At 72.6% G+C, this 23,771-nt stretch carries 24 protein-coding genes; 12 read left to right on the top strand and 12 right to left on the bottom strand.

The window, feature by feature from the left end:
- Positions 1-37: 37 nt before the first annotated feature.
- Genes egtD through egtA form a run of 4 tightly spaced genes read right to left on the bottom strand, consistent with a single transcriptional unit; the run spans position 38 to position 4,666 of the window.
- Entirely contained in the window at positions 38-1,090 is a 1,053-nt protein-coding gene (egtD, locus tag OG435_RS38260; RefSeq protein WP_266884293.1) for an L-histidine N(alpha)-methyltransferase, read from the bottom strand.
- Positions 1,087-1,944, bottom strand: a complete 858-nt coding sequence (gene egtC / locus OG435_RS38255; protein ID WP_266884291.1) for an ergothioneine biosynthesis protein EgtC — start codon at positions 1,942-1,944, stop codon at positions 1,087-1,089. The genes egtD and egtC overlap by 4 nt, the downstream gene beginning before the upstream one ends.
- Entirely contained in the window at positions 1,944-3,275 is a 1,332-nt protein-coding gene (gene egtB / locus OG435_RS38250; protein WP_266884289.1) for an ergothioneine biosynthesis protein EgtB, read from the bottom strand. Before egtB ends, egtC begins: the two co-directional genes overlap by 1 nt.
- Entirely contained in the window at positions 3,272-4,666 is a 1,395-nt protein-coding gene (gene egtA / locus OG435_RS38245) for an ergothioneine biosynthesis glutamate--cysteine ligase EgtA (protein ID WP_430625816.1), read from the bottom strand. Before egtA ends, egtB begins: the two co-directional genes overlap by 4 nt.
- Before the next feature lie 72 nt (positions 4,667-4,738).
- Here egtA and OG435_RS38240 point away from each other — a divergent pair, with 72 nt between their 5' ends.
- Complete coding sequence (locus tag OG435_RS38240; RefSeq protein WP_266884287.1) at positions 4,739-5,590, top strand: TIGR02452 family protein; 852 nt, start codon at positions 4,739-4,741, stop codon at positions 5,588-5,590.
- Here the strand turns inward: OG435_RS38240 and OG435_RS38235 are convergent.
- Together OG435_RS38235 and OG435_RS38230 are read right to left on the bottom strand one after the other, a co-directional pair.
- Positions 5,587-6,048, bottom strand: a complete 462-nt coding sequence (locus tag OG435_RS38235) for a type II toxin-antitoxin system PemK/MazF family toxin (protein WP_266884285.1) — start codon at positions 6,046-6,048, stop codon at positions 5,587-5,589. The two genes, OG435_RS38240 and OG435_RS38235, sit on opposite strands and share 4 nt — an antisense overlap.
- On the bottom strand, positions 6,045-6,683 hold the full coding sequence (locus OG435_RS38230; RefSeq protein WP_266884283.1) for a TetR/AcrR family transcriptional regulator: 639 nt from the start codon (positions 6,681-6,683) through the stop codon (positions 6,045-6,047). The genes OG435_RS38235 and OG435_RS38230 overlap by 4 nt, the downstream gene beginning before the upstream one ends.
- A gap of 79 nt (positions 6,684-6,762) precedes the next feature.
- Here OG435_RS38230 and OG435_RS38225 point away from each other — a divergent pair, with 79 nt between their 5' ends.
- On the top strand, positions 6,763-7,170 hold the full coding sequence (locus tag OG435_RS38225; RefSeq protein WP_266884281.1) for a RidA family protein: 408 nt from the start codon (positions 6,763-6,765) through the stop codon (positions 7,168-7,170).
- A 75-nt stretch (positions 7,171-7,245) separates the two neighbouring features.
- On the opposite strand, the gene OG435_RS38220 is transcribed toward OG435_RS38225, so the two are convergent.
- Both OG435_RS38220 and OG435_RS38215 read right to left on the bottom strand, forming a co-directional pair.
- Positions 7,246-7,941 carry an alpha/beta fold hydrolase gene (locus OG435_RS38220; RefSeq protein WP_266884279.1) on the bottom strand — a complete coding sequence of 232 codons (696 nt, stop codon included), beginning with the start codon at positions 7,939-7,941 and terminating at the stop codon, positions 7,246-7,248.
- Positions 7,942-8,068: 127 nt separating this feature from the next.
- Entirely contained in the window at positions 8,069-9,313 is a 1,245-nt protein-coding gene (locus OG435_RS38215; protein WP_266884277.1) for an MFS transporter, read from the bottom strand.
- A 318-nt stretch (positions 9,314-9,631) separates the two neighbouring features.
- On the opposite strand from OG435_RS38215, the gene OG435_RS38210 reads away from it, so the two are divergent.
- The 5 genes from OG435_RS38210 (at position 9,632) to OG435_RS38190 (ending at position 15,905) form a co-directional block, all read left to right on the top strand.
- Positions 9,632-10,660: a LacI family DNA-binding transcriptional regulator gene (locus OG435_RS38210; RefSeq protein WP_266884275.1), complete on the top strand. Its 1,029-nt coding sequence runs from the start codon at positions 9,632-9,634 to the stop codon at positions 10,658-10,660.
- A gap of 390 nt (positions 10,661-11,050) precedes the next feature.
- Positions 11,051-12,250, top strand: coding sequence for a thiolase family protein (locus OG435_RS38205; protein ID WP_266884273.1), 1,200 nt, complete (start codon positions 11,051-11,053; stop codon positions 12,248-12,250).
- A gap of 136 nt (positions 12,251-12,386) precedes the next feature.
- Entirely contained in the window at positions 12,387-13,826 is a 1,440-nt protein-coding gene (locus OG435_RS38200; RefSeq protein ID WP_266884271.1) for an aldehyde dehydrogenase family protein, read from the top strand.
- Between the two features lie 135 nt (positions 13,827-13,961).
- Positions 13,962-14,435 (top strand): thioredoxin family protein, encoded by a 474-nt coding sequence (locus OG435_RS38195; RefSeq protein ID WP_323187989.1) that lies wholly within the window; start codon positions 13,962-13,964, stop codon positions 14,433-14,435.
- Positions 14,436-14,474: 39 nt separating this feature from the next.
- A complete protein-coding gene (locus OG435_RS38190; protein WP_266884267.1) occupies positions 14,475-15,905 on the top strand; it encodes a dihydrolipoyl dehydrogenase family protein in 1,431 nt (476 codons plus the stop codon).
- 103 nt (positions 15,906-16,008) lie between these two features.
- On the opposite strand, the gene OG435_RS38185 is transcribed toward OG435_RS38190, so the two are convergent.
- The gene (locus OG435_RS38185) at positions 16,009-17,187 is read right to left on the bottom strand and encodes a winged helix DNA-binding domain-containing protein (protein ID WP_266884265.1); all 1,179 of its coding nucleotides are present in this window, start codon (positions 17,185-17,187) and stop codon (positions 16,009-16,011) included.
- A 212-nt stretch (positions 17,188-17,399) separates the two neighbouring features.
- Positions 17,400-17,969 (bottom strand): TIGR03086 family metal-binding protein, encoded by a 570-nt coding sequence (locus OG435_RS38180; RefSeq protein WP_266884263.1) that lies wholly within the window; start codon positions 17,967-17,969, stop codon positions 17,400-17,402.
- Between the two features lie 317 nt (positions 17,970-18,286).
- On the opposite strand from OG435_RS38180, the gene OG435_RS38175 reads away from it, so the two are divergent.
- From OG435_RS38175 to OG435_RS38165, 3 genes are all read left to right on the top strand, one after another.
- Positions 18,287-18,865 (top strand): hypothetical protein, encoded by a 579-nt coding sequence (locus OG435_RS38175; protein WP_266884261.1) that lies wholly within the window; start codon positions 18,287-18,289, stop codon positions 18,863-18,865.
- A 274-nt stretch (positions 18,866-19,139) separates the two neighbouring features.
- Positions 19,140-19,328, top strand: coding sequence for a hypothetical protein (locus OG435_RS38170; protein ID WP_266884259.1), 189 nt, complete (start codon positions 19,140-19,142; stop codon positions 19,326-19,328).
- Between the two features lie 357 nt (positions 19,329-19,685).
- On the top strand, positions 19,686-20,594 hold the full coding sequence (locus tag OG435_RS38165) for an NADP-dependent oxidoreductase (RefSeq protein WP_266886450.1): 909 nt from the start codon (positions 19,686-19,688) through the stop codon (positions 20,592-20,594).
- 100 nt (positions 20,595-20,694) lie between these two features.
- Here the strand turns inward: OG435_RS38165 and OG435_RS38160 are convergent, their stop codons facing one another.
- Positions 20,695-21,531 carry a PIG-L family deacetylase gene (locus tag OG435_RS38160; protein WP_266884257.1) on the bottom strand — a complete coding sequence of 279 codons (837 nt, stop codon included), beginning with the start codon at positions 21,529-21,531 and terminating at the stop codon, positions 20,695-20,697.
- A gap of 261 nt (positions 21,532-21,792) precedes the next feature.
- Between OG435_RS38160 and OG435_RS38155 the strand changes: the two genes are divergently transcribed.
- Together OG435_RS38155 and OG435_RS38150 are read left to right on the top strand one after the other, a co-directional pair.
- A complete protein-coding gene (locus OG435_RS38155) occupies positions 21,793-22,521 on the top strand; it encodes an SDR family oxidoreductase (protein WP_266884255.1) in 729 nt (242 codons plus the stop codon).
- 94 nt (positions 22,522-22,615) lie between these two features.
- Positions 22,616-23,380, top strand: coding sequence for a phosphodiesterase (locus OG435_RS38150; RefSeq protein WP_266884253.1), 765 nt, complete (start codon positions 22,616-22,618; stop codon positions 23,378-23,380).
- On the opposite strand, the gene OG435_RS38145 is transcribed toward OG435_RS38150, so the two are convergent.
- On the bottom strand, positions 23,353-23,670 hold the full coding sequence (locus tag OG435_RS38145; protein WP_266884251.1) for a DUF2087 domain-containing protein: 318 nt from the start codon (positions 23,668-23,670) through the stop codon (positions 23,353-23,355). The genes OG435_RS38150 and OG435_RS38145 overlap by 28 nt on opposite strands.
- Positions 23,671-23,771 lie beyond the last annotated feature (101 nt).

Genomic DNA, 23,771 nt, shown 5'->3' with positions numbered 1-23,771 from the left:
GCCGGTACACGACCCGGCGGGACCTCGCGGCGGCGGCTCAGGCGGCCGTGCTCGCCGAACCGGTACCCGCGTCACGGCCGGCGGCGCCGCTGCTGCCCGGCGTACCCTCCCAGCCGTCGGCGCCGATGCCGTCGGCCACCGACAGCGACAGGGCGAAACGGCCCCCGGCGTCGGTCCACCAGTGGGTCAACTCCAGTCCTGCGGAAGCGAGTTCCCTACGGACTCCCTCCTGACGGAACTTCGCCGAGATCTCCGTCAGGATCTCCTCGCCCGCCTCGAAGGGCACCTCCAGATCCAGCGCCCGGACCTTCACCACCAACTGCTTCCGCGCCCGCAGCCGCATCTCGATCCACTCGTGCTCCCGGTTCCACACCGCCACGTGAGCGAAGTCGGCGGTGTGGAAGTCCGCGCCCAACTCCCGGTTCACCACGGACAGTACGTTCCGGTTGAACTCGGCCGTCACTCCCTGCACATCGTCGTACGCCGACACCAGGACGGCCGGGTCCTTCACCAGGTCCGTCCCCATCAGCAGCGCGTCCCCGGGCGACAGCATCGCCCGTACGTCCGCCAGGAACACGGCCCGCTCCGGCGGCAGCAGGTTCCCGATCGTGCCGCCCAGGAACACCACCAGCCGGGGCCCGGGGGAGTCCGGCAGGCGCAGCGCGCGGGTGAAGTCGGCCAGCAACGCGTGCACGCGCAGCCCCGGATGCTCCTCGAGCAGGCTCTTCGCCGCCCCGGCCAGCGCGCTCTCGCTCACGTCCACCGGTACGTACGTGTCCAGCGCGGGCAGCGCCTCGATCAGGTGCCGGGTCTTCTCCGAGGAGCCGGAACCCAGCTCCACCAAGGTGCGGGCCCCGCTCACCGAGGCGATCTCCCGGGCCCGTTCGAGGAGGATCTCCCGCTCGGCGCGCGTCGGGTAGTACTCGGGCAACCGGGTGATCTCCTCGAACAGTTCACTGCCCCGGGCATCGTAGAACCACTTGGGCGGCAGCGACTTGGGGGACCTGGTCAGGCCGTCGGCCACATCCGCGCGCAGGGCCGTCTCGGCGGCGTGCTCGTCGAGGGTGCGGGTCAGCTGGAAGTCGTTCACTGGCCGTCGTCTCCTTGGTGCGAAGCGTGCGTTCCGTGCGGTGCGTGCTGTGCTTGCCTGTCGTGCGTTCCGTGCGGTGCTCCGGTGGGGCTGTCCCTCGCCGGGGTCTCCTTCAGGGAGGTGAGGTCGACCCCGGTGCGGGTGGCGGTCAGCAGGGTCCGGTCGGGCACCTCGCACCAGCGCGGGTCGTCGTCGTAGGGCTCCGAGGCGACCACCGTCCGCTGCGCAGAGGCGTCGGCCAGGTACCACAGGGAGTCCCCCCAGGCCGTCGCGGCGACGCTCCGGCCGTCGGTCAGCAGCAGGTTCAGCCGGGATCCCGGCGCGGCCCCGGCCAGCTCCCGTACCGTCCCGGCCAGTGCGGCACCGAGATCCGGGTCCCTCCGCAGCCGGTGCAGGACCAGGGCCCAGACCAGCGCCGAGTCCGTACGGGCGGCCAGCGACAGCAGCTCCTGGGGCGGCAGCCCGGCCGCGACCGGGGCCACGGCGTCCGGCCAGTCCCGCAGCGAGCCGTTGTGGCTGAACAGCCAGTGGCCCTCCGCGAACGGGGCCGCCGCCGCCTCCCCGTCGGCGCCGGGGCGCGTGGCGTCCCGTACGGCGGCCAGCACGGCCCCGCTGCGGACCACCCGGGCGAGGTCGCTGAAGGTCAGGTCGCCCCAGATCGGCCCGGCCCGGCGGTAGCGGGCGGGCACCGGGTCCCCCTCCGCGTACCAGCCGACGCCGAAGCCGTCGGCGTTGACCGTGCCGGAACGCTGGCGGCGCGGCTCCCACGACTGCCGCACCAGCGAATGCTCGGGCTCGCTCAGCACCCGGCCGAGGCTCACGGGCGCCCCGAGGTAAGCGAGGTGACGGCACATCAGGCATTCCCGGTCGAGCCTGCGGGGGCGGCGCCGCGCGCGGTCCGGAACCCGGAGAAGATCTGCCGGCGCACCGGCAGGTCCCAGTTGCGGAAGGTGCCCCGGCAGGCCACGGGGTCCACGGCGAAGGAACCGCCGCGCAGCACCTTGTGCTCCGGGCCGAAGAACACCTCCGAGTACTCGCGGTAGGGGAACGCCCGGAAGCCCGGGTAGGGGAGGAAGTCCGAAGCCGTCCACTCCCACACGTCGCCGATGAGCTGGCGCACCCCGAGCGGGGAGGCCCCCGCCGGATAGGCGCCCGCCGGGGCCGGCCGCAGGTGGCGCTGGCCGAGGTTGGCGTGCGCGGGCGTGGGGTCCGCGTCGCCCCACGGGTAGCGGGTGGAGCGCCCGGCCCGCGGATCGTGCCGGGCGGCCTTCTCCCACTCCGCCTCGGTGGGCAGCCGCCGCCCCGCCCAGCGGGCGTACGCGTCGGCCTCGTACCAGCTCACGTGCAGCACCGGCTCGTCCCCGGGCACCGGCTCGGTGACCCCGAAGCGGCGGCGCAGCCAGGTACCGCCCTCGCGGTGCCAGAACAGCGGTGCCCCGATCCCGTGCCGCCGGATCTCCGCCCAGCCGGCCGGCTCCCACCACCGCTCCTCGTGGTAGCCGCCGTCCGCCATGAACTCCTGGTAGGCGGCATTGGTCACCGGAACGGTGTCGATCCAGAACGCCTCGACCTCGCGGACGTGCGCGGGCCGCTCGTTGTCCAGCGACCAGGGTTCCGCGGAGGTGCCCATCGTGAACGGGCCTGCCGGTACGAGAACTTCGGCGGCGGGTGGCGGTGGACCTTGAGGGGCCTGAGGATCGGGCGCCGTCAGCACCGGTGCGCCCTGCCGCAGCTGATGGGTGATCAGCATCGTCTCGTCGTGCTGCTGTTCGTGCTGGGCGATCATCCCGAAGACGTAGCCACCGTCCAGCAGGGCCGTGCCCTCCAGGGGGGTGCGGTCGAGCAGGTCGAAGACCCGGCCGCGGACCTCGGCGGCGTACCGGCGGGCCTCGTCGGGGCTCAGCAGCGGCAGCTTGGGGCGCTCCGCGCGAGGATGCTCGAACGCGTCGTACAGCGGGTCTATCTCGGGGTGCATGGACTCGCGGCCCGCCACGTTGCGCAGCAGCCAGAGCTCCTCCATGTTCCCGATGTGCGCGAGGTCCCAGACCAGCGGGGACATCAAGGGCGAGTGCTGGGCGGTCAGTTCCGCCTCGCTGACGGCATCGGTGAGCCCGGCCGTGCGCACGCGCGCCGCGGTCAGGGCGTCGGCCGCCCGCTCGCGCAGGAGTTCCGGATCGGCGGTCATGAGCGTGCCTCCTCGCCCGTCGGCTGCGGTCGGGTTCGCGGGTGCGGACGCGCCGGCTGCTGCGGGTGTGGGCGCGGGTTCGGGTGGGCCTTCTCGTGCTGAGGTTCGGCCCGGTCGTCGGCCGGGCAGCGGCCGCGGGACACGTAGCGCTCGGTGAACTCGCCGACGGTGTCGACGACGTGGCCGCCGGCCCCCATCCGGGGCAGTGCCGAGACCGCGGCCCGGAAGCAGGCGCGGGCCGCGGACCGCAGCTCCGGATCGGACAGCGCGTCCCGGGCGGCGGACCGCCACAGCGGATTGCGCGGCGCGGGCCCGGCGCCGTAGGTGTCGGCCAGCCCCTTCGCCACCCGGTACGCGGTCTCCGCGGCCTCCGGGTCGTCGAACAGCGCGTGCACGACCGCCACCGGGACCAGCCAGCCGTCCTCGCCGGGCTGCGCGTCGATCATCCGCAGCTCCAGATGCCCCCGGGGCCGTACCGGCGGGAAGAGGGTGGTCAGGTGGTAGTCCAGATCGGCCTTGGTCGGCGGCCGGTAGCCGCCGTGGCCACCGTCGGAGCGCAGCCAGTCACGGAAGGTCAGCCCGCGCGGTACCGCCCAGGGCGCGCCCTCCTCGTGCGTCCGCACGCACATCACCTCGGTGTCCAGCGCCTGCCGGGCCCACGCACCGCGCGGCTCCGCCTCCAGCGGCGGGGCGAGGGAGCGCCGGGTGTCGAGATCGCTCCAGACCCCTTGGCGGGCGCACCGCCAGCCGGCGTACGGGCCCTCGTGCGCAGGGGAGTTGGCGAAGGCGGCGACCAGCACCGCACCGAGGAGGTGGGCGAGCCGCCAGCGCCTGCCGTGGCCCAGCGGGCCGGGCTCCTCGTGCCCGGCGTCCACATTGACCTGGACGGACGCCGAGGCGCGCATCATGGCGCGCCCGGCCGGTCCGGTGCGGTCGAAGTAGGTCTCCATGGCCTCGTACCGCGGGCTGGCCAGCATCCGCCGCAGCGGACGGCGCGGGTCCTGGCCGAGTCCGCGCAGCACCAGCCCCTGGTCGCGCAGGGCGCCCCGGACGGCGGTCAGATCGGCCTGGAGGCCGTCGACGCAGCCGGTCAGGGAGGCGGCGGGGGGCGAGCTGAGCTCCAGCTGGCCGCCGGGCTCGACGGTGACGCCGGAACCGAGCGGGAGGGCGCGGGCCGCCTCGTGCGCGGCGGCGAGGCGGTCGTGGGACACGGGCCGGCCGGGTTCCTCGGCGTCGAACACCAGCCATTCGAGCTCCGCGCCCAGCAGGCGGGGCGGGCCGGTCTTGAAACAGATGCCGTGGAGCAGCTCCTCGGCGGTGGCTTCGGTCAGTCGGGTGAGTGAGTCCTGGGGCATGACGGGGCCCTCGTCTCCGGTCGTCGGCTCTGACATCACCCGTGCCTACCCGTCCCTCGGGGCACAAATCCATTGCGGGCGCCGTGCCGGAGCGCCGAAGATCACAGCATGAGCGGCAGATTGCGCGAGATCGCGCGGGAGAATGCGGAGATCGTGGCGGCCGGCGGGTACCGGACGCGGTCGGGACGGCAGGTGTCGCTCGCCGCCGCCGTGGCGGAGGCCAAGGCAGGAACCAGAATATATGGCCCAAACCGGGTCGTTCCAGGTGAGCCGGACGCGCGGGATGCCCACCGGACCGTCGTCGAGGTCACCGGCGAGAGCAGCACGGTCGCCGCCCGCAGACTCGCGGGGGAACACCCGGGACCCGTTTCCGTGGCCGTCCTGAACTTCGCTTCGGCCCGGAATCCCGGGGGCGGCTACGTCCGCGGGGCCAAGGCCCAGGAGGAGGCGCTCTGCCGCGCCTCGGCGCTGTACGAGACCCTCCTGGAGGCCCCGGAGTACTACGAGATCCACCGCGCCGAGGTCAGCACCTTCTACACCGACCGGGTGATTCACTCGCCCGGGGTCCCCGTTTTCCGCGACGACCGGGGCACCCTGCTGGACACCCCCTTCCGGGCCGGATTCCTCACCTCGCCGGCCCCGAACGCGGGCACCATCCGCCGCCAGGAACCGGACCGGGAGCCTGAGATCCCCGCCGCCCTGGCCCGCCGCGCGCGGCTGGTGCTGGAGGTGGCCGCGCTGCACGGGTACCGGGGGCTGGTCCTGGGCGCCTGGGGGTGCGGGGTCTTCCAGAACGACCCCGCCCAGGTGGCGGAGGCCTTCCGCGCGCTGCTGGCGGGCCGGTTCGCCGGTGTGTTCGAACGGGTGGTGTTCGGCGTGCTCGACCGCAAGCCGGAGACGCGGGAGACCTTCGAACGGGTGCTGGCGTCCCTGGTGGGCGGCGGTGCGGGCCGGCGCTAGCGCCAGCCGTACCGCTCCCGCAGCCGGTCCACGACGAGCTGGAACCGGCCCCGGTCCAGTGCGCAGGCCTCGCGCCGCATGCCGTCCTCGTGCACGCGCAGCACCCGGTCCACGTCCACCCAGGACTCCCGCCCCGCGCTGTCCCAGGGGCCGGTCCCGATGGGGACCCACTCCCGGTCGTGGTCGTGCCGCTTGCTGGACAGCTGCACGGCGAGGAGCGTGCCGCTCCCCTCACGGGCCACGACCAGCACGGGCCGGTCCTTGCCTCGCCCGTCGTTCTCCTCGAAGGGAACCCAGGTCCACACGATCTCGCCCGGGTCGGGATCCCCGTCGCGATCGGGGGCGTACGAGGTCTGCACCGGCCCGATGGCGTTCGGATCGGCCTCGGCGGTCGCGGTGACCCCGTCCCGGCCGGGCTGCTCGACGTGACCGTTGCTGTGATGCGAAAGTGCCGTCATTCGGGCGAGGTTACCGGGTGGGGGGCGGGTGACGTCCGCCAGCCGAGTTCGACGGAGCGGCGGCACCTGTCGGCCACGTCGCCCGAGCTCGTGAACAGTGCGGTCAGCATGGGCACGCCCTGGGCGAGGACTTCGTGCGGCAACGGGCCCGTCGCGACCAGGGACGCGAGTCCGTGACCGATCACCCAGCTCCGCGTCGCCAGGGTCAGGGGGTCGACGTCCTGGTGGAAGCGGCCGGCCGTCCTGGCGCGTTCGACGGCGCCGACCAGGCAGTGCAGCGTCTCGTCCGCGGCCTTGGCGTCCTCGAGCTCGAAGCCGGCGTCGAACATGACCCGATAGAGGTCGGGGGCGGCCAGCGCGTTGTTCACGTAGGCGGCTCCGAGAGCGGCCAGGTCCCGTACCGGATCCGTGGACATCGCCACGGCGTCGAGCCTGGCTGCCAGGTGTTTGAAGCCTTCCTGACGCATGGCCGTCCACAGGCCGTCCATGCCTCCGAAGTAGGTGTAGACGGCCATCGTCGATACGCCGGTGCCGGCCACCAGAGAGCGGAGGGTGACCGGTTCGCGGGTGCGCAGCATCATCGCGGCCCGCTCGATCAGGCGGGAGCGGATCGCCGGGTCCTTGGTTCGCGCCATGCCCAGACAATACATAACAGCGCTATGGTTTGGAGAGGTGCAGCGCCGGAGCCTGCGCCCCGACGACATTGGAGCCGTCATGACCGTGAAGCTGGTCAATCCCAACGGGCTGCCCAAACCCGACGTCTACCGTCAGCTCTCGATCGCCACCGGGTCGAAACTGGTGTTCCTCGCGGGTCAGGTCGCGCGCGATGCCGAGGGCCGCCGTGTCGGCGAGGGGGACTTCGCCGCTCAGGTCGAGCAGTGCTACCTCAACATCGGCATCGCCCTGGCCGAGATCGGCGGATCCTTCGACGACGTGGCGAAGCTGACCGTCTACGTCGTCGACTGGAGCCCCGAGAAGATGCCGCTGCTGGGGGAGGGCGTGGCCCGGGCGGCGGCCAAGCTGGGCATCGACCCCGTCAAGCCGATCACGCTGCTGGGCGTCGCGGCACTGGGGGAACCCGATCTTCTCGTCGAGGTCGAAGCCACGGCCGTGCTCGACTGACGCCACCCCCTCGGCCGAACGGGAGTTCTTCCGAGAGGGTGGGTGGGAGGAGGCCCCCGGTGGTGGGGCCGGTTGTCAGATCCAGCCCTCCAGCGACGCCATGAAGCCGTCGAAGTCGTCCCGGTGGATGGTGTGGCCGGCGCCGTTCGCCGAGCGGACCTCGAAGCCGCGCTCCTTGAGGAGCGCCGCGCGCTCCGGTGAGATCAGGAAGCTCGGGTCCGCCAGCTGCACCAGCGAGGGGACCGCCGGTGCGGCCGGCAGCAGGTCCGTACCCGCCAGCGGAGCCAGACTCAGGGCGGTCGCCTCGTCCCAGAGGGCCAGGGTGGCCAGTTCGACGTCGACGTCGGCCTCCTCCCAGCGCGGGTTCATCGCCTGGATCTGCTCCCTGGGCGCGGACTTGAACTGGGCGAACATCTCGGGGCCGAAGCCCTCGCCGAGCTCCGCCAGGTGCCAGGCGGGGTCGGAGAACACGGCACGCTTCGGCTTCAGTCGGCCGACGGCCTTCGAGAGGGTCAGGCCGCCGAGGGAGTGGCCGATGGCGAGTTCGGCGCCGACCGGGAGGGTTTCGGCCAGGTCGTCGGCGAAGGCCTCGGGGCTGTACTCGCCCCGGCCGCTGGCGCCGTGGCCGCGCAGGTCCACGGCGATGACGCGGTAACCGCGCTCGGCGAGGGCGGGGCCCACCCGGCGCCAGGTCCGGTGGTCGGCCATGATCCCGTGGATCAGGAGGGCGATGCGGTCGCCTTCGCCCCAGGTGCGGGTGTGGAGCTGCACGGTGGTGCCTTTCGTCTTCAGAGAATCAGGGGATCCGAGGATCGGGGTATCGGGGGATCAGGGGTGATGCCCAGGGCATCGGTGGGGTGGGGTGGAGCGGGGCAGCAGTCCGGGAGCCCGGCCCGCCTCAGCGGACGCTGCGGATCGGCTTGACCGCCAGGGCGCCCGCCACCGCCAGGGCGGCGGCCACGATGAACAGGGCCGTGTAGCCGCCGCTCACGGACACGATCACCGAGGCGATGAAGGGGGCGACGATCTGCGGGCCCGCGTTGGCGATGTTGAGTACGCCCATGTCGCGGGCGGCGTCCTCGGCCTTGGGAAGCACCATCGTCACCAGTGCGGTGTCCACGGCCATGTAGCAGCCGAACGCGAGGCCGTTGATCACGGCGAAGGCCAGCATGGCCGCCCAGCTGGTCGACAGGGCCGGGATCACCAGGGCGATGGCGGACAGCAGGGCGGAGGCGCCGACGAAGAGCTTGCGGCGGTCGTACTTGTCCGAGAGCCAGCCGCCGAGGACGGTGGAGACGACCATCGCCACGCTCGTCAGCGGCATCAGGACGGCCACGGCCGCCTCCGGCTTCATGCCCTCGGGCAGCACGGTGTGGTCCTGGAGGATGTACAACTGGTAGCCGCTCACCGCGAAGTAGCCGAGGACCAGCAGCGCCCGCCCGATGAACGCCCAGCGGAAGTCGTGGTCCTTGAGGGCGCTCGCGAAGGCGGCGAGCTGGTCCTTGACCGGCATGGAGGGCTTGGCCGGGCGCCGTTCCTCGCGGGTGCAGACGGTGAACAGGACGGCGGCGCCGGCCACGAGCGCGCCGAAGATCAGGTACCCGGTGCGGTAGTCGTCCGAGAACGCCGCGCCGATCAGGGCGCCGACGGTCGAGCCCAGCGGCAGGCCGAGGCCGACGGCGGCGGAGGCCTTGCCGCGCGCGCTCATGGGCACCCGGTCGGGGACCACGGAGGTGATGGCGGCCTGGTAGATGTTCATCACGGCCTGGCCGAGGCACCAGGCGATGGTGATGAGCAGGATCGTGTCCGCGACGCCGAGCAGGAACATCGCCGGTATCGCGGCGAGCCCACCGCCCAGGATCCAGGGGTTGCGCCGTCCGCTGCGGTCGGACAGGGCGCCCGCGACCGGGTTGAAGACCGTCGCGAAGATCGCCGAGACCCCCGCGATCAGGCCGAAGTTGGAGACCTTGTTCGCCGCGTCGATGTCTTCGACCTGGAGGGCGAGGAGTACGCCGGCGACGCCGATGTAGAGGGCGTACATGGCTCCGTTGCCGACGAGCAGCAAGGGGAGCAGGCCGCGCCGGGAGGCGGGGGCGTCGGTGGTGGCGGCGGCGGTGCCGGTGCCGGGGGAGGAAAGGGCCACGGTGCCCTCCTGGGCAGTTTGGGAAGGGGCGAGGGGTATGGAGAGGGGTACGGAGGGGTGCACTGAGGGGTGTGGGAAGAGCGTGGGGAGGAGTGCGCGCCGCCCTGTCGCGACGGCGGGGGTGCGACGGAACGCGACAGGACGGCGGCACGACCGGACACGGCACGGACGCGTGGGGCACGTGGGGAGACACCTTTGATGAAGCTGCGGTGACGCCTTGGTTACACGTGTCAGTGAATCGTGTAACCACTGTGTAGCATTGGTTTCCGGCCATCCGCTAGCCCCCGGGCACAAACGGTCTGGAAAGATGCCACGGCAATGTCTCAGTCACCGAAGCCCCCCACAGCGCCGCCGCAGCCTCAGCCACCCGTGCCGACCAGCGCCGACGTCGCCCGTCTCGCCGGAGTGTCGCGCGCGACGGTCTCGTACGTCCTGAACAACGCGGAAGCCGTACGCATCAGCGAGCCGACCCGCCGCAAGGTGCGCGAGGCCGCCGAAGAGCTCGGCTACGTCCCCCACGCCGCCGCCCGCAGCCTGCGCGCCGGGCACACGCGCATCGTGCTGCTGCCCACCTCGCACGTGCCGATCGGGCCGCTGTACAGCGCCTTCCTCAACGAGTTGCAGTGGGCGCTGCGCGCCCTGGACTACACCGTGGTCCAGTACGGCAGCCTCGGCCTCACCGGTGACGAGGCCGCGCGGGCCTGGGCCGAACTCCGGCCCGTCGCGGTGCTCTCCCTCGGCGAGATCACCCTGTCCGCGCACAACGTGGCCACGCTCAAGCGGGCCGGGGCGCGCGCGGTGCTGACGATGGGGCCGGAAGCCGTTCCCGGGGCGCACGCGCTGGTCATGGACCAGGCGGAGGTAGGCGCGCGGGCGGCGGAGCACCTGGTGGAGCAGGGGCGGCGACGGATCGGCGTGGTCGTTCCGGAGGAGGAAGGGCTCGGGCTGTTCTCCACGCCCCGGCTCGAAGGAGCCCGGTCCGTGGCGGGGGCCGAGATCGTCGCCCTGCGGATGGCCTACTCGGAGGAGTCGGCCGCGGAACTGGCGGAGCGGTGGGAATCGCTCGGTCTGGAGGCGGCGTTCGCGTACAACGACGAGTACGCGATGCTGCTGATGCGGGCGTTCCAGGACGTGGGACTGCGGGTGCCGCAGGACGTGGCCGTCATGGGCGCCGACGACCTGCTGATCGGGCGGCTGCTGCGGCCGAGGCTCAGCACGGTGCAGATCGAGATGCCGACGGGGGAGCGGCTGGCGGCGCTGGTGGACCAGGCGGTACGGGACCCCGCGGCGGTCGTGCGCAGGCACGACCTGATGGCGGCGGTGGCGGTGCCGCGGGACTCGACGTGAGCTCGTCGCTCCGCTCCGGGCGGGCTGGGGCTTGGACCCCGGCTGCGGCTCGGAGCCCGGCTGCGGCTCGGACCCCCGCTGTGGCCCGGATCCCGGCTGTTGGTCGGCCGCGGGTGACGGCCCGGGGCTGCGCCCGGGCTGCCGGGGCCGCGCCCCTCACGCGGCCGCGGGGCTGAAGCCGCCCTGCGGGCGATCCAGCCGGCCGGCGCGGGCGCGGCATGCGGCAGGCGCGCAGGTCGGGGCCCCGTCGGCGGCTGGGGGGGCGTTGACAGGGGGACCGGGGGGACGGAGACTCTGGGCGCGCCCCACCGGGCGCGGGCGGAGCGTGCGCCGGGCCGGACTGTGGCATCGGTGTGCCGCCCCGCCTTCCGCTCGCTCCGGAGGGACTCCATGAGCATCCGTACCGTCCGCGACGTCTATGTCGTCGACGCCGTCCGCACCCCGATCGGGAAGTTCGGCGGCGCCCTCGCCGGGGTCCGCCCCGACGACCTGGCCGCCCACGTGGTGCGCGCGCTCGTGGACCGTACGCCCGCACTGGACCCGGCCCGCATCGACGACGTCGTCTTCGGCGACGCCAACGGCGCGGGCGAGGACAACCGCGACGTGGCCCGCATGGCGGTGCTGCTCGCCGGACTCCCCGTGACCGTGCCCGGGGTGACCGTCAACCGGCTCTGCGGCTCCGGGCTCGAAGCCGTCGTCCAGGCGGCCCGCGCCATCGCCCTCGGCGACGCCTCCGTCGCCATCGCCGGGGGTGTCGAGTCCATGAGCCGGGCCCCCTGGGTGGTGCAGAAGCCGGAGCGAGCCTTCCCCGCGGGGCACCAGCAGATGTGGTCCACCACGCTCGGCTGGCGGATGACCAACCCCCGGATGCCCGCGGAGTGGACCGGCTCCCTCGGCGAGGGGGCCGAGCTCGTCGCCGAGAAGCACGGCATCACCCGCGAGGCGCAGGACGCCTTCGCGCTGGAGAGCCACCGCAAGGCGGCCGCGGCCTGGGCGGCAGGTCAGTACGACGCCGAGGTGGTCCCGTACGCGGGTGTCGACCTGCTGCGCGACGAGTGCATCCGCGAGGGTTCCAACCCGGAGGCGCTCGCGCGTCTGAAGCCCGCTTTCCGCAGCGACGGCACCGGTACGGTCACCGCGGGCAACGCCTCGCCGCTCAACGACGGAGCCGCCGCACTGCTGTTGACGGACGAGGAGGGCCTCGCCGCCACCGGGCGGGAGCCGTTGGCCCGGATCAGTGCGTCGGCCGTCACCGGGATCGAGCCCCAGCTCTTCGGCCTGGGTCCGGTGGACGCCGTGGAGCGCGCGCTCACCAAGGCGGGCCGCGGTTGGGCGGATCTTTCCTCCGTCGAGCTCAACGAGGCTTTCGCGGCGCAGGCGTTGGGATGTCTGGCCGCCTGGCCCGAACTGGATCCGGCCGTGGTCAACCCGCGCGGCGGGGCCATCGCGATCGGGCACCCGCTCGGTGCGTCGGGTGCCCGGCTGGCCGGTTCGGTGGCGCACCAGCTCGCCGCGGCCGGATCCGGTACAGGGATCGCGGCCCTCTGCATCGGCGTGGGACAGGGCATCGCCCTCGTGCTGGAACGCTGACCGTCGATCGTTTCCGGTCATAGTCAGGCATCAACTGCTCGGCAGGCGAAGAGAATTGATGCCTCTGGTGCGGTGGGGTGGCACGATGGCGCGTGCCGCCCCCCGCCACGCACACCGCATCCGGAGGCCCCGCGCCATGCCGCTCCTCGATCCGACGCTCTGGCAGGACGGACCCACCCTCACGGGGGGTACCGCCCCGGTCCTCGAACCCGCCACCGGCCAGACCCTCGCGACCATCGACCTGGCCGCTCCGGCCGATGTGGCGGAGGTCGCCGTACGGGCCCACGCGGCCCAGCGGGACTGGGCGCGGGCCACCCACCTGGAACGGGCCGCCGTGCTGCGCCGCGCCGGGGACCTGTTCACCGCCCACGCCGACGAGCTGCGGGAGTGGCTGGTCAGGGAGTCCGGGTCCATCCCCGGCAAGGCCGACTTCGAACTGCACGTCGCCGCGCAGGAGTGCTACGAGGCCGCGGCCCTGGCCTCGCGTCCGGCCGGTCAGGTGCTGCCGAGCGAGGCGCCGCGACTGTCCTTCACCCGCCGCGAACCCGTCGGTGTGGTGGGGGTGGTGGTGCCCTTCAACGCGCCGCTGATCCTCTCGATCCGCTCGGTCGCGCCCGCGCTCGCCCTCGGCAACGCGGTGCTCCTCAAGCCGGACCGCCGTACCGCGGTCAGTGGCGGCCTCGCACTCGCAGCCGTCTTCACGGCGGCCGGCCTGCCGGGCGGACTGCTGCACGTCCTGCCCGGCGGCGCCGGGACGGGCTCGGCCGTGGTCGCCGATCCGCTGGTCAGGGTGGTGTCGTTCACCGGTTCCACCGCGAGCGGCCGGCTCGTGGGCGAACTGGCGGGGCGTCACCTCAAGCGCGCGCACCTGGAGTTGGGCGGCAACTCGGCGCTCGTCGTGCTCCGTGACGCCGACGTTGCGGCGGCCGTCGCGCAGGCCTCCTGGGGCTCCTTCTTCCACCAGGGCCAGATCTGCATGACGGCCGGCCGGCACCTCGTGCACGCCTCGCTCTACGACGAGTACGTCGAACGGCTCGCCGCGCGCGCGGAGGAGCTCGCGGTCGGGGACCCGTACCGGGAACGGGTGCACCTGGGGCCGCTCATCGACCGGTCCCAGCTGGACCGGGTCCACGGTCTGGTGGAGGCCAGCGCCGCACAGGGCGCCAAACTCGTCACCGGCGGCTCGTACCAGGACCTCTTCTACCGGCCGACGGTGCTGGCGGGCGCCGGCGACGACAGCCCCGCCTACGCGGAGGAGGTCTTCGGACCGGTGGCGCCCGTACGGTCCTTCGCGACGGAGGACGAGGCCGTGGAGCTGGCCTCCGCCGGCCCCTACGGGCTCTCCCTCGGGATCGTGACCGGCGACGCGGCGCGCGGGCTGGACCTGGCGGGACGGATCCCGGTCGGAATCGCGCACGTCAACGACCAGACGGTGAACGACGAGGCGGTCGCCCCCTTCGGCGGCGTCGGCGCGTCCGGGACCGGCGCCCGCTTCGGGGGCGAGGCGAACCTCGACGCCTTCACCGAGCTGCGCTGGACCACGCTTCGCACCACCCCGGGCGGGCATCCGTTCTAGAGGGTCTCGTCCCATCTCCCGCTCTCCCGCGACCAGCCGGCCCGGGTGGCCTCGGCGACGAGGGCGCGCGCGGATCCGTACCGCCGATCCAGATGGGTACATTTTGCGCATTGCGTGCATCGTGCGCGGCCAGGAATGCTTCGATTCGGTCGTTCGTTCAGGGAAAACAAGCAGCACAGCACTCTGGAGGTCTGGAATACCGTGGCTACTGTCGAACTCACCAAGGAGAACTTCGACCGGACGGTGAGCGAGAACGCCTTCGTCCTGATCGACTTCTGGGCGGGCTGGTGCCGTCCCTGCCTGCAGTTCGCCCCGGTCTACGAGAAGGCCGCCGAGGCCAACCCCGACCTGCTCTTCGCCAAGGTGGACACCGAGGCGCAGCAGGAACTCGCCGCGGCCTTCCAGATCAGCTCGATCCCGACCCTGATGATCGTCCGGGACCAGGTCGCGATCTTCTCGCAGCCCGGCGCGCTGCCCGAGGCGGCGCTGACGGACCTCATCACCCAGGCCCGGGCCCTGGACATGGACGAGGTACGGACGAAGATCGCCGCCGAGCAGGCGGGCGCCGACGGCGCCGCGGCCGGGGAGCCCGGCACGCCGGACGCCTGATTACGTGACGGGCCGCGGCCGTGCGGTGAGACTGGCCGGATGAGCGAAGCGGTGGAGTACGACGTAGTGGTCCTCGGCGGGGGGCCGGCCGGCGAGAACGTGGTCGACCGGACCCGCGCCGCCGGGCTGAGCACGGCGCTGGTCGAGAGCGAGCTGGTGGGCGGTGAGTGCTCGTACTGGGCCTGCATCCCCAGCAAGGCGCTGCTCCGCCCGGCGCTGGCCCGGGCGGATGCGCGCCGGGTGCCCGGTCTTGCGGGGGCGGCGGCCGGTCCGCTGGACGCGGAAGCGGTCCTCGCGCACCGCGACTACTGGACCGGGAGCTGGAAGGACGACGGCCAGATCGACTGGCTGGAGTCGGTCGGCGCCCACGTGTACCGGGGCCACGGCAGGCTGTACGGAGTCCGCAAGGTCGCCGTCACCAGCCCGGAGGGGGAGCACCACGTGCTCTCCGCCCGGCACGCGGTCGTCGTCGCGACCGGTACCCGAGCCGTGATCCCCGAGCTGCCGGGCATCGCGGACGCCCGGCCGTGGACCAGCCGCGAGGCCACGTCGGCGCAGGCCGCGCCGGGCCGGCTGCTGATCGTCGGCGGGTCGGTGGTGGCCGCGGAGATGGCCACGGCCTGGCAGGCGCTCGGCTCCGAGGTGACCGTGCTCGTACGGGGTTCCCGGCTGCTGCCGCGCATGGAGCCCTTCGCCGGGGAACTGGTCGCCGACGCGCTGCGCGAGGCGGGCGCGGTGGTCCGTACGGGCGTGGCCGTCGAGTCCGTCGTACGGGACGGCTCGACCGGGCCCGTCACCGTGGTGCTCGAAGGCGGCGAGACGCTGGAAGGCGACGAGCTGCTGATGGCGACGGGGCGCGCCCCGCGCACCGAGGACATCGGCCTCGACACCGTCGGGCTCGCCCCGGGCGGGTGGATCGCGGTGGACGACAGCTGCCGGGTACCGGGGACGGACTGGCTGTACGCGGTCGGCGACGTCAACCACCGGGCGCTGCTCACCCATCAGGGCAAGTACCAGGCCCGGATCGCGGGAGCCGTCATCGCCGCCCGCGCGGCGGACAATGCGTCGCTGGACACGGGCCGTTGGGGAGCGCACGCGGCGACGGCCGATACGCAGGCCCTGCCGCAGGCCGTGTTCACCGACCCGGAGGCGGCATCGGTGGGCCTGACCCTCGCGGAGGCGGAGCGCGCCGGCCACCGGGTCCGCGCCGTGGACTACGACCTCGGCAAGGTCTCCGGCGCGGGCCTGTACGCCGACGGCTACCGGGGCCGGGCCCGCATGGTGGTGGACCTGGACCGCGAGATCCTGCTCGGCGTCACCTTCGCCGGACCGGGCGCGGCCGAGCTCCTGCACGCGGCGACGATCGCGGTCGTGGGCGAGGTGCCCATCGAGCGCCTGTGGCACGCGGTCCCGGCGTTCCCGACGATCAGCGAGATCTGGCTGCGGCTCCTGGAGGAGTACAGGGGATAGCCACCGCCGCCACCGCGTACGAACGGCGGAGCCCTCGTGGGCCTGACAGCCAGAGACTTCCGGCGGGGCCGCGCCGAACCGCTTCCGGGAGCTCTTCGCGACGCTAGGGGGCGGAGAGGCGGCGTTCGAGGGGGGTGCGCATGCTGGGGCGGATCCGGATGTCGCCGAGGAAGGCGGCCATGCGGGCGGCCTCGGTGGCGGCGGCCGTGCGGGCCTCGCGGGTGCGGCCTTCGGGCGTCAGGGCGTGGGTGGCGATGTCGCCGTCGGGGCGCTGGGCCCAGCCTCCGGCGATGCGGCCGTTCCACCACAGGGTGGGGCCGATGTTGCCGTAGGCGTCGAAGAGTTCGGGCACGGAGGTGGGGTCGAGGTACCAGTCGCGATGGCGCCATCCCATGGCGGTCGGGTCGAGCCCGGGGAGCAGCACGGCCGCCGGGGCGGTCTCCTCGGGCGGGTCCAGGTGGTCGGGCAGGGCGTGGCCGGGGCCGTGGGAGAGGTCGACTTCGACGGCGCCGGTCCGGGCGATGGCCTTGCGGGTGTCGGTGAGGGTCCAGCCGGTCCACCACTTGACGTCCTCGGTGCCGGCGGGGCCGAAGGCACGCAGGTAGTGGGTGGCGAGCTCGGCCCTGGCGTCCTCGGCGTGCAGTTCGGGGTGGGGTTCGGCCGTGGTCCAGCGGAACTGGGAGGAGGCCCAGGTGCCCAGGGGGCGGCCGCGGCGGATCCGGCTCTCGGCGGCCATCACACCGAGCACACGGCTGGTGATGCGGGGCGTGGCCGCGTACGGCTTGCCCGGGGCCACGGAGAGCTGGGTCTTGAGGGCGGGTACGGCGTCGGCGAGCTGGGCGGCGGTGGCCTCGCCGAGGTCGGCCAGGGCCGCGAGGACGGCCTGCTCGGTGGTGGCCAGCCAGGCATCGCCGTGGCCGTGCTGTTCGCCCAGGACCTTGAGGAGGTTCCTGCGTTCGCGGGCCGCGACGGCCCGGGCGGTGGACGCGTCGACGACGGGCGCGAGGTCGTGGGGGACGACGAACATGGTGCGGCGCATGCACAGCATCCGTACCAGGGACCGGTCCTCGTACAGCGCCCGCTCCAGGAGCGCCGGCGTCGGGTCCTTCATGCGGGCCGCCACCGACAGGTACACGGTGGCCGGGTCGGTGGCATGCAGGGCGAGCAGCGCCGCGGCGACCGCCTCGGGCGTGCGTGCGCGGGCCTTCGGCGTGAGGAGGTGGGCAGTGGCGAGACGGGCGCGCCGCTGTTCGTCGGTGATCTTCGCTCGGGCGTTGGTCATGGCAGGCGCCGGCCGTCCTCTCGTTGGTGCGGGTGGGAGAGGGTCTCCGCCCAGGACCGGGGTGGTCCGGGGCGGAGCCTCATGCCTCGGGATCATGCCTTGGGATCAGGTGGTGGTCCCGGATTCCCGGATTCCCGGGTTCTCGGGCTCACGCGGCGGGCATCCGGGCTCGTCCGTGCGCCGCCTACGGCGACCGGCCGGCTCTGCGGCCGTCAGGGTCGGACGGTGCGGCCGAAGTAGGCGGCGAGCCGGTCGGCTGCCGGGGCGTCGTCCGGGGCGGGCTTGGAGGGGCCGAACATGCCGGTGGCGGGGCGGATCTGGTCGGGGAAGTTCCCGTACCAGCCGGCGAAGGCGGCCTGGACGGCCTCGGGGTCGCCGGTGCGGTCCTGGCCGGTGGCGGTGGCCAGGTCCCAGCCGTGCAGGACGGCCTCCAGCAGGTGCAGGTCCACGATGCGCGGGCCCGAGCCGCCGCCGGGCAGCGGCATCTGCCGCTCCAGGGCGCCGTCGCCCTGCCAGGCGGCGAGCACGTCCTCGGCGCCGCGTGCGTAGACGTCGCCGGGCCGCTCGTCGCCGATCTGGTCGCGGGCGAAGAGGGAGAAGTCCGGGCCGCCGCCCTGGGCCAGCGTCACGTAGTAGGGGTTGCCGGCCACGAGGTGATTGGCCAGGGCCCGCACGTCGAAGTCCTCGCACGGCGTCGGCCGGCCGTACCGGTCGGGAGTGACATTGCCCAGCAGTCCGGTGGTGTGGTTCAGGGCCTTCTCCAGCAGCACGATCTCGGACACGGTTGCGCCTTTCGCAGGGGGGTGAGGAGCCCGGCCGCATGTCCGCAGGGCTCGCGGGTCGGCTCCAGCACCCAGTCGAAGCCGGGGGAGCCGCACCAGCAACTTCAGAGTGCACGGACTTGCGGACAGGATCTGTCCGCAATGCGGAGGCGGGTCCGATTAAGGGCGTGCGGCGATCACTTTTGACGTGGCGCCCTCCGCAGGTAGCGGTCCTGATCCGCCGATAGCTGTCCTCGGACATGTGGGACCACCGGGCGCGCTCGGACGGGGCCCCATCACCGACGTCCTGAAGGAACCGGCGGACGAAGGAGCCGACCATGAGGCAACGCCGACTCGACGCGGAGGCGTGGTCGGACGCGCTCAAGCTCTACGAGCGGCTTTGCACGTTCGTCGCCGTCGCTCCGCGCGAGCACGAGGATTGGTGGATCGATGTCGGGGCGATCGTGCGCCTGGAGAAACGTGATCCCCGGGGCTGGGAATCCATCGACCCCTACGAGGGCGAGGACGAGCGACGCGAGGACCCGCTGTTCCCGTGGCTGGAGACGCCTACGACCCTCGCGGACGCTGAACGCTTCCACCCAAGGGTGAGGGAGCTTCCCCGGTCCTCGGTGCGATCGTTGGTCGTCCTGCTCGGAGTACTCGGCCTGGACGTCGCCAAGACCCCGCGCTGGGAGGAACGCAGACCCCGGATGGAGCGCCGGGCAGACGTCATCCTTTCGCGGTTCCCGGACGGCACCCGCTTCTACTCCAACATCGGCAGGAAGGGCGACCGGCCCGACTTCTACGAGCAGGGCGTCCAAGGCCTCGACCCCTTCAGCCACTACGGCTGGGATGCCGGGCTGATCATGGTGAACGACGAGGAAGTCGCCGTGCTCTGGAACTTCCTGTCCATCTGATCTGAAGAGCCGAAGGGACAATCCGGACTTGCGGCCGCCATTCGCGGGCTGCACCCGGCACCGGAACGAGGGAGCACATCGTGGAGCAGGACCGACTCGACGCGTCGGCCTGGTCGGACGCGCTCAAGCTCTACGAGTGGCTTTGCACGTTCGTCGCTGTCGCTCCGCGCGAGCACGAGGATTGGTCCTGCTCGGGGTCGCGGGGAGCCGGCTGGACCTCTCCGGGACACCGGGCTGGGCGGAGCACAGGCCTGAGAGGGAACGCCGCGCCGAGGTGATCCTTTCGCGCTTTCCCGAGGGCACCCGCTTCTACACCAACCTCGGCTGGCAGCCCGACCACCCGGACTTCTCCAAGCAGCCCTTCCGGACCCGTGCCCCTTTCAGCCGGTACGACTGGGGCGCCGGACTGATCGCCGTGAACGAGGACGAAGTCGCCGTCCTCTGGAACTTCCAGAACACCTGACCCGACCTCGACCCCGACCCCGACCGTCGAAGCCGCCTGGCCCTCACAGGAGGAGCCCGTCGGCCGCGTCTTGCCCCAGGCCATGGCACGCGCCGGGCGTCTGTCCATGAAGCCCCTGGAGTTCGACCGCCCGGTCCCGTACACGCCGGGTGCCTGGGCGGCCGTCGTGGCCGAACGGCTGGCTGGTCCCCGCGCCGAGTGCATCTGGTGCGGCCGGGGCGACGTGGCTTCGCTTCGGGCGGCGCGAAGACCTGCTCGCCGCACGCGGCATCGTGTCCGTCCGCCCACCCTGGCGAGGTCATGCCTACGGTGGGGCGAGGGCGGAGTCGTGCGTCGGCGGTGTGGAGAGGGGCAATGATGAGGGCTGTTCGCTTCAGCAGGTTCGGGGGACCCGAGGTCCTGGAGGTCGTGGAGCTTCCCGATCCGCATCCGGGTCCCGGGCAGGTCCGCATCGCGGTGCGTGCGGCCGGTGTCAACCCGAGTGACTGGAAGAAGCGCCGGGGTCTGATGGACCAGGAGCTCCCGCAGACCCTGGGGTACGAGGCCGCGGGTGTCGTCGACGAGGTCGGCGAGGGTGTCCGGGACGTGGCCGTCGGGGACAGGGTGTTCGGGTTCTCCACCGAGGGGGCGGCGCAGGCCGAGCTGGCGGTGCTTTCGTACTGGGCGCCGGTCTCGCCGGCGCTCGACTTCCCGGGCGCCGCCGCGCTGCCGGCCGCCATCGAGACGGCCACGCGCGCGCTCGACCAGCTCGGCGTCGGCAGCGGTACCAGCCTGCTCGTCAACGGCGCCTCCGGAGGCGTCGGCAGCGCCGCGGTCCAGCTCGCCGTGGCCCGCGGAGCGCGCGTGATCGGTACCGCCGGTCCAGCGAACCACGAGTACCTCCGCTCGCTCGGGGCCGAGCCCGTCGCCTACGGGGAGGGCCTCCTCGACCGGGTTCGCGCGCTCGCCCCCGACGGCGTCGACCTGGCGCTCGACGTGGCCGGGAGCGGGATGTTGCCCGAGCTCATCGACCTCGCGGGCGGTCCGGGCCACGTCGTGACGATCGCCGACTTCGCCGGCGCGCAGGAGCACGGGGTGGTGTTCAGCCGCGGGGACACCGGCCGCGCGGTCCACGTACTCGGGGAGATCGGTGCGCTCATCGAGTCCGGGGGCTTCTCGCTCCCGGTCGCGCAGACCTTCCCGCTCACCGAGGTCGCGGAGGCGCACCGCGTCAGCGAGAAGGGCCACACGCGCGGGAAGCTCGTACTGCTGATGCCTGATGCCTGATGCCTGATGCCTGATAGCTGATGGCTGATGCCCCGGAGCCGTGAGGCGCCCGGGGCCGGCAGGTGAGGTATGCCGAGGCGAGGCCTGCTCGGCGGGTGGCTCAGCGGAGTCCGGCGAAGAGGTCGTTCTCCGGGAGGGCCGCGCCGGTGGCGTCCTTGACGCGCAGGAAGGTCTCCGTGCCCATCAGCTCGCCGAACTTCTCCTTGCCCATCTTGAGGAAGAAGATGTTCTCACCCTGGCTGGCGTGCGCGGCCAGCGCGTCGAACTTCTGACCGCTGAAGGCGAGGGTGTCCACCCAGGTGGTGATCTCCTCGTCGGGCAGACCGATCTCGGCCAGCGCGGCGGCCTCGGCGGGATCCGGCTCCGGCATGTCGTCGCTCTGCAACTCGCGCATGGTCTCCCCGAACCGCCGCATCGCGGACCGGGGCATCGTCGTCCAGTACACCTTCGGCGTCAGGTCGGTCATCTCCAGCGCCGCCATCGTGATGCGGTGGGCCTGGATGTGGTCGGGGTGGCCGTAGAAGCCGTTCTCGTCATAGGTGACGACCACGTCGGGCCGGTAGTGCCGCATGAGTTCCGCGAGCCGGCCGGCGCCCTCCTCCAGGGGGGTCTGCCAGAAGGCCCCGGGGGCCTCGTTGCTCGGCCAGCCCATCATCCCGGAGTCGCCGTAGTCCAGCACCTCCAGATCACTGATCTTCAGCACGTCGCGGCTCGCCTCGAGCTCCTGGCGGCGCATCGCGGCGACCGTCGCCGGGTCGTGTCCGGGAGTACCCGGTTTGACGCCCCCCGGTCCGTCTCCGCAACGGCCGTCGGTACAGGTCACGAGAACCGTGCGGATGCCTTCCGCCGCATACCGCGCGAGGACCCCTCCGGTGCCGGTGGCCTCGTCGTCGGGGTGGGCGTGCACTGCCATGAGCGTCAAGGGCCGGTCAGTCATGAAAAGCAGTCCTCCTGCGGACATGTGTCGTGGCCCGTGCGTGCGGCGGGCGTACCTCACTCGGTTCAACCCTGTCGGCGGGGCCGGTTGTTCCCGGTGTCGCCGCTCGGGTTGCAGGCATCGGCGCTCACCGGCGCCCACCGGCGCTCGTCCCGGGGGCCGGACGTAGGGTCGGGGCGGGACGTCCGCGCCGCCGAATCGCGGGTCTTCGGCCCCGCCAAGCGACGAACCAGCAGTCAGGGAATCAGGAGTATGGGCACCATGCGATTCGACAACCACCGCGTCGTCATCACCTCGGCCGGTCGCGACTTCGGCCGGACCCTCGCCATCCGGCTGGCGGACCTGGGAGCCGAGGTCTTCCTGTCCGCCCGTGGTCTCGATGCCGCCGAACGCGTCCGCGACGAGATCCGGGATCGCGGTCATGAGAAGGTGCACGCCTTCGCCTGCGATCTGACGGACCCCTCTTCCATACGGGACTTCGCCGCCGGAGTCGCGCGGCACACGGACCATGTCGACCTGCTGGTCAATAACGGCTCCCGCTGGCTCGAAGGGCCGGACCTGCTCTCGGCAACGGACGCCGACGTCGTCGACACCATCGCCTCCGGGGCCGGTGGCACGGTCCTGACCGTGAAGAACTTCCTCCCCCTCCTGCTCAATTCGGACAAGCCCGATGTCGTCACCATGGTCTCCACCTGCGGAACGGCCGGCCATCACCGCTCGGACGCCCACGACGCCTTCTACGTGGCCAAGAGCGCGCAGGCGGGTTTCACCGAGATCCTCTCCAAGCGCCTGCGCCCCCGAGGAGTCCGGGTGATATCCCTCTACCCGCCCGACTTCGACAACGCCGACCCGCTCTCCGAGGGGTGGGAAACCGCCCCGCGCGGGTCCAAGGACACCCTCACCGCGCACTCGCTCGTGGAGTGCATCCTCTTCGCGGTCGCCCAGCCCCGCGACTGCTTCATCAAGGCGTTCCATTTCGAACAGGTCTGACCGCGGCGGCAACGAGGCGACGGCCGGCCGGCCTCGGTCCTCGCCGTCCACCGGGCATACAATCCCAGCTTCCGGACCGAAGGAGCCGCCGCCCGTGATCGTGATAGCCCACCTCAGTGACGTCCACCTCGACGGCGGGGACCGGGCAGCCGAGCGGACCCGTACCGTCATGGAGTACCTGGAGGGGCTTCCGCACGAGCTCGACGCGGTGCTGGTGAGCGGCGACATCGCCGATCACGCGCGCCCGGAGGAGTACGAGGAGGCGCGCAAGGCCCTCGGCTCCCGCCATCCGCTGATCGTCTGCCCCGGCAACCACGACGACCGCACGGCCTTCCGGCGCGGATTGCTGGGGGAGGAGCGCCCGTCCGCGGGCCCGGTCGACCAGGTGCTGCGCGGTGAGGGCTTCGTCCTCGCGGTGTGCGATTCGTCCGTCCCCGGTGAACACCGGGGATGCCTGGAGGACTCGACGATCGCCTGGCTGGACGGGGTGCTCGCCGAGACCCCGCGCGAGGTGCCCGTCCTGGTCGCCTTCCATCACCCGCCCGTCCCGCTGCACATCCCGTACGTGGACGGCATCCGGCAGTTCGGCGAGGAACGGCTGGCGCAGCTGGCCGAGCGGCACCCGCACCTGACGGCGTTCCTGTGCGGGCACGCCCACACCGGAGCGGCGACCACCTTCGCCGGGCGGCCGCTGCTCGTGGCTCCGGGCGTGGTGTCCACGACCCGGCTGCCCTGGGAGGCGGCGTCCGGGGAGAACGAGTACATCCACGCGGACGAGCCGCCGGCCGTGGCCTTCCATGTGATCGGTGAGGACGGCCGGCTGACGACCCACTACAGGGTGGTCGTCGCCCGCCGGTAGCCGGAGCCGTCGCGGGTACGGGTGAGGTGCCCGGCGATGACCAGGTACCGCCGCAGCGCCGCGCAGTCCTCGTGGACGGTGAGCAGCAGGCCGTTCACCTCGGACTCCGTGTAGGTGCGGTCCGCCGCGAAGAGGGTCTCGGTGAGGTGGACGAGCAGCTGCTCGCGGCGGGCCGCCTTGCGCGGGATGGCCGCGAGTCGGCCGCCGGCGGTGAACAGGTCGCTGACGCCCCGCCGGGTGCGGGTGTTGGTACTGGTGTTGGTGCTGGTCTCTACGGTGCTTTGGGACATGCCAGGGAGCTTCACCCGGCCGGTCGCCCCGGGGCAACGGAATTTCCGCGCGCGCGAAAAGTGACGGTCGTTCATCTTACTGAGTGGTAGCACCTGCCAGT

This window comes from Streptomyces sp. NBC_01264 (assembly GCF_026340675.1).
Taxonomy (GTDB): domain Bacteria; phylum Actinomycetota; class Actinomycetes; order Streptomycetales; family Streptomycetaceae; genus Streptomyces.
The sequence above is the reverse complement of the archived record's forward strand: the minus strand, read 5'-3'. Positions and strand labels throughout refer to the sequence as shown.

Excerpts from the sequence above, each read along its gene's own strand:
- egtC (WP_266884291.1), bottom strand. The coding sequence starts at position 1,944 with ATGTGCCGTCACCTCGCTTACCTCGGGGCGCCCGTGAGCCTCGGCCGG.
- egtB (WP_266884289.1), bottom strand. The coding sequence starts at position 3,275 with ATGACCGCCGATCCGGAACTCCTGCGCGAGCGGGCGGCCGACGCCCTG.
- egtA (WP_430625816.1), bottom strand. The coding sequence starts at position 4,666 with ATGTCAGAGCCGACGACCGGAGACGAGGGCCCCGTCATGCCCCAGGAC.
- OG435_RS38240 (WP_266884287.1), top strand. The coding sequence starts at position 4,739 with ATGAGCGGCAGATTGCGCGAGATCGCGCGGGAGAATGCGGAGATCGTG.
- OG435_RS38235 (WP_266884285.1), bottom strand. The coding sequence starts at position 6,048 with ATGACGGCACTTTCGCATCACAGCAACGGTCACGTCGAGCAGCCCGGC.
- OG435_RS38230 (WP_266884283.1), bottom strand. The coding sequence starts at position 6,683 with ATGGCGCGAACCAAGGACCCGGCGATCCGCTCCCGCCTGATCGAGCGG.
- OG435_RS38225 (WP_266884281.1), top strand. The coding sequence starts at position 6,763 with ATGACCGTGAAGCTGGTCAATCCCAACGGGCTGCCCAAACCCGACGTC.
- OG435_RS38210 (WP_266884275.1), top strand. The coding sequence starts at position 9,632 with ATGTCTCAGTCACCGAAGCCCCCCACAGCGCCGCCGCAGCCTCAGCCA.
- OG435_RS38205 (WP_266884273.1), top strand. The coding sequence starts at position 11,051 with ATGAGCATCCGTACCGTCCGCGACGTCTATGTCGTCGACGCCGTCCGC.
- OG435_RS38200 (WP_266884271.1), top strand. The coding sequence starts at position 12,387 with ATGCCGCTCCTCGATCCGACGCTCTGGCAGGACGGACCCACCCTCACG.
- OG435_RS38195 (WP_323187989.1), top strand. The coding sequence starts at position 13,962 with ATGCTTCGATTCGGTCGTTCGTTCAGGGAAAACAAGCAGCACAGCACT.
- OG435_RS38190 (WP_266884267.1), top strand. The coding sequence starts at position 14,475 with ATGAGCGAAGCGGTGGAGTACGACGTAGTGGTCCTCGGCGGGGGGCCG.
- OG435_RS38185 (WP_266884265.1), bottom strand. The coding sequence starts at position 17,187 with ATGACCAACGCCCGAGCGAAGATCACCGACGAACAGCGGCGCGCCCGT.
- OG435_RS38175 (WP_266884261.1), top strand. The coding sequence starts at position 18,287 with ATGAGGCAACGCCGACTCGACGCGGAGGCGTGGTCGGACGCGCTCAAG.
- OG435_RS38165 (WP_266886450.1), top strand. The coding sequence starts at position 19,686 with ATGAGGGCTGTTCGCTTCAGCAGGTTCGGGGGACCCGAGGTCCTGGAG.
- OG435_RS38160 (WP_266884257.1), bottom strand. The coding sequence starts at position 21,531 with ATGACTGACCGGCCCTTGACGCTCATGGCAGTGCACGCCCACCCCGAC.
- OG435_RS38155 (WP_266884255.1), top strand. The coding sequence starts at position 21,793 with ATGCGATTCGACAACCACCGCGTCGTCATCACCTCGGCCGGTCGCGAC.
- OG435_RS38145 (WP_266884251.1), bottom strand. The coding sequence starts at position 23,670 with ATGTCCCAAAGCACCGTAGAGACCAGCACCAACACCAGTACCAACACC.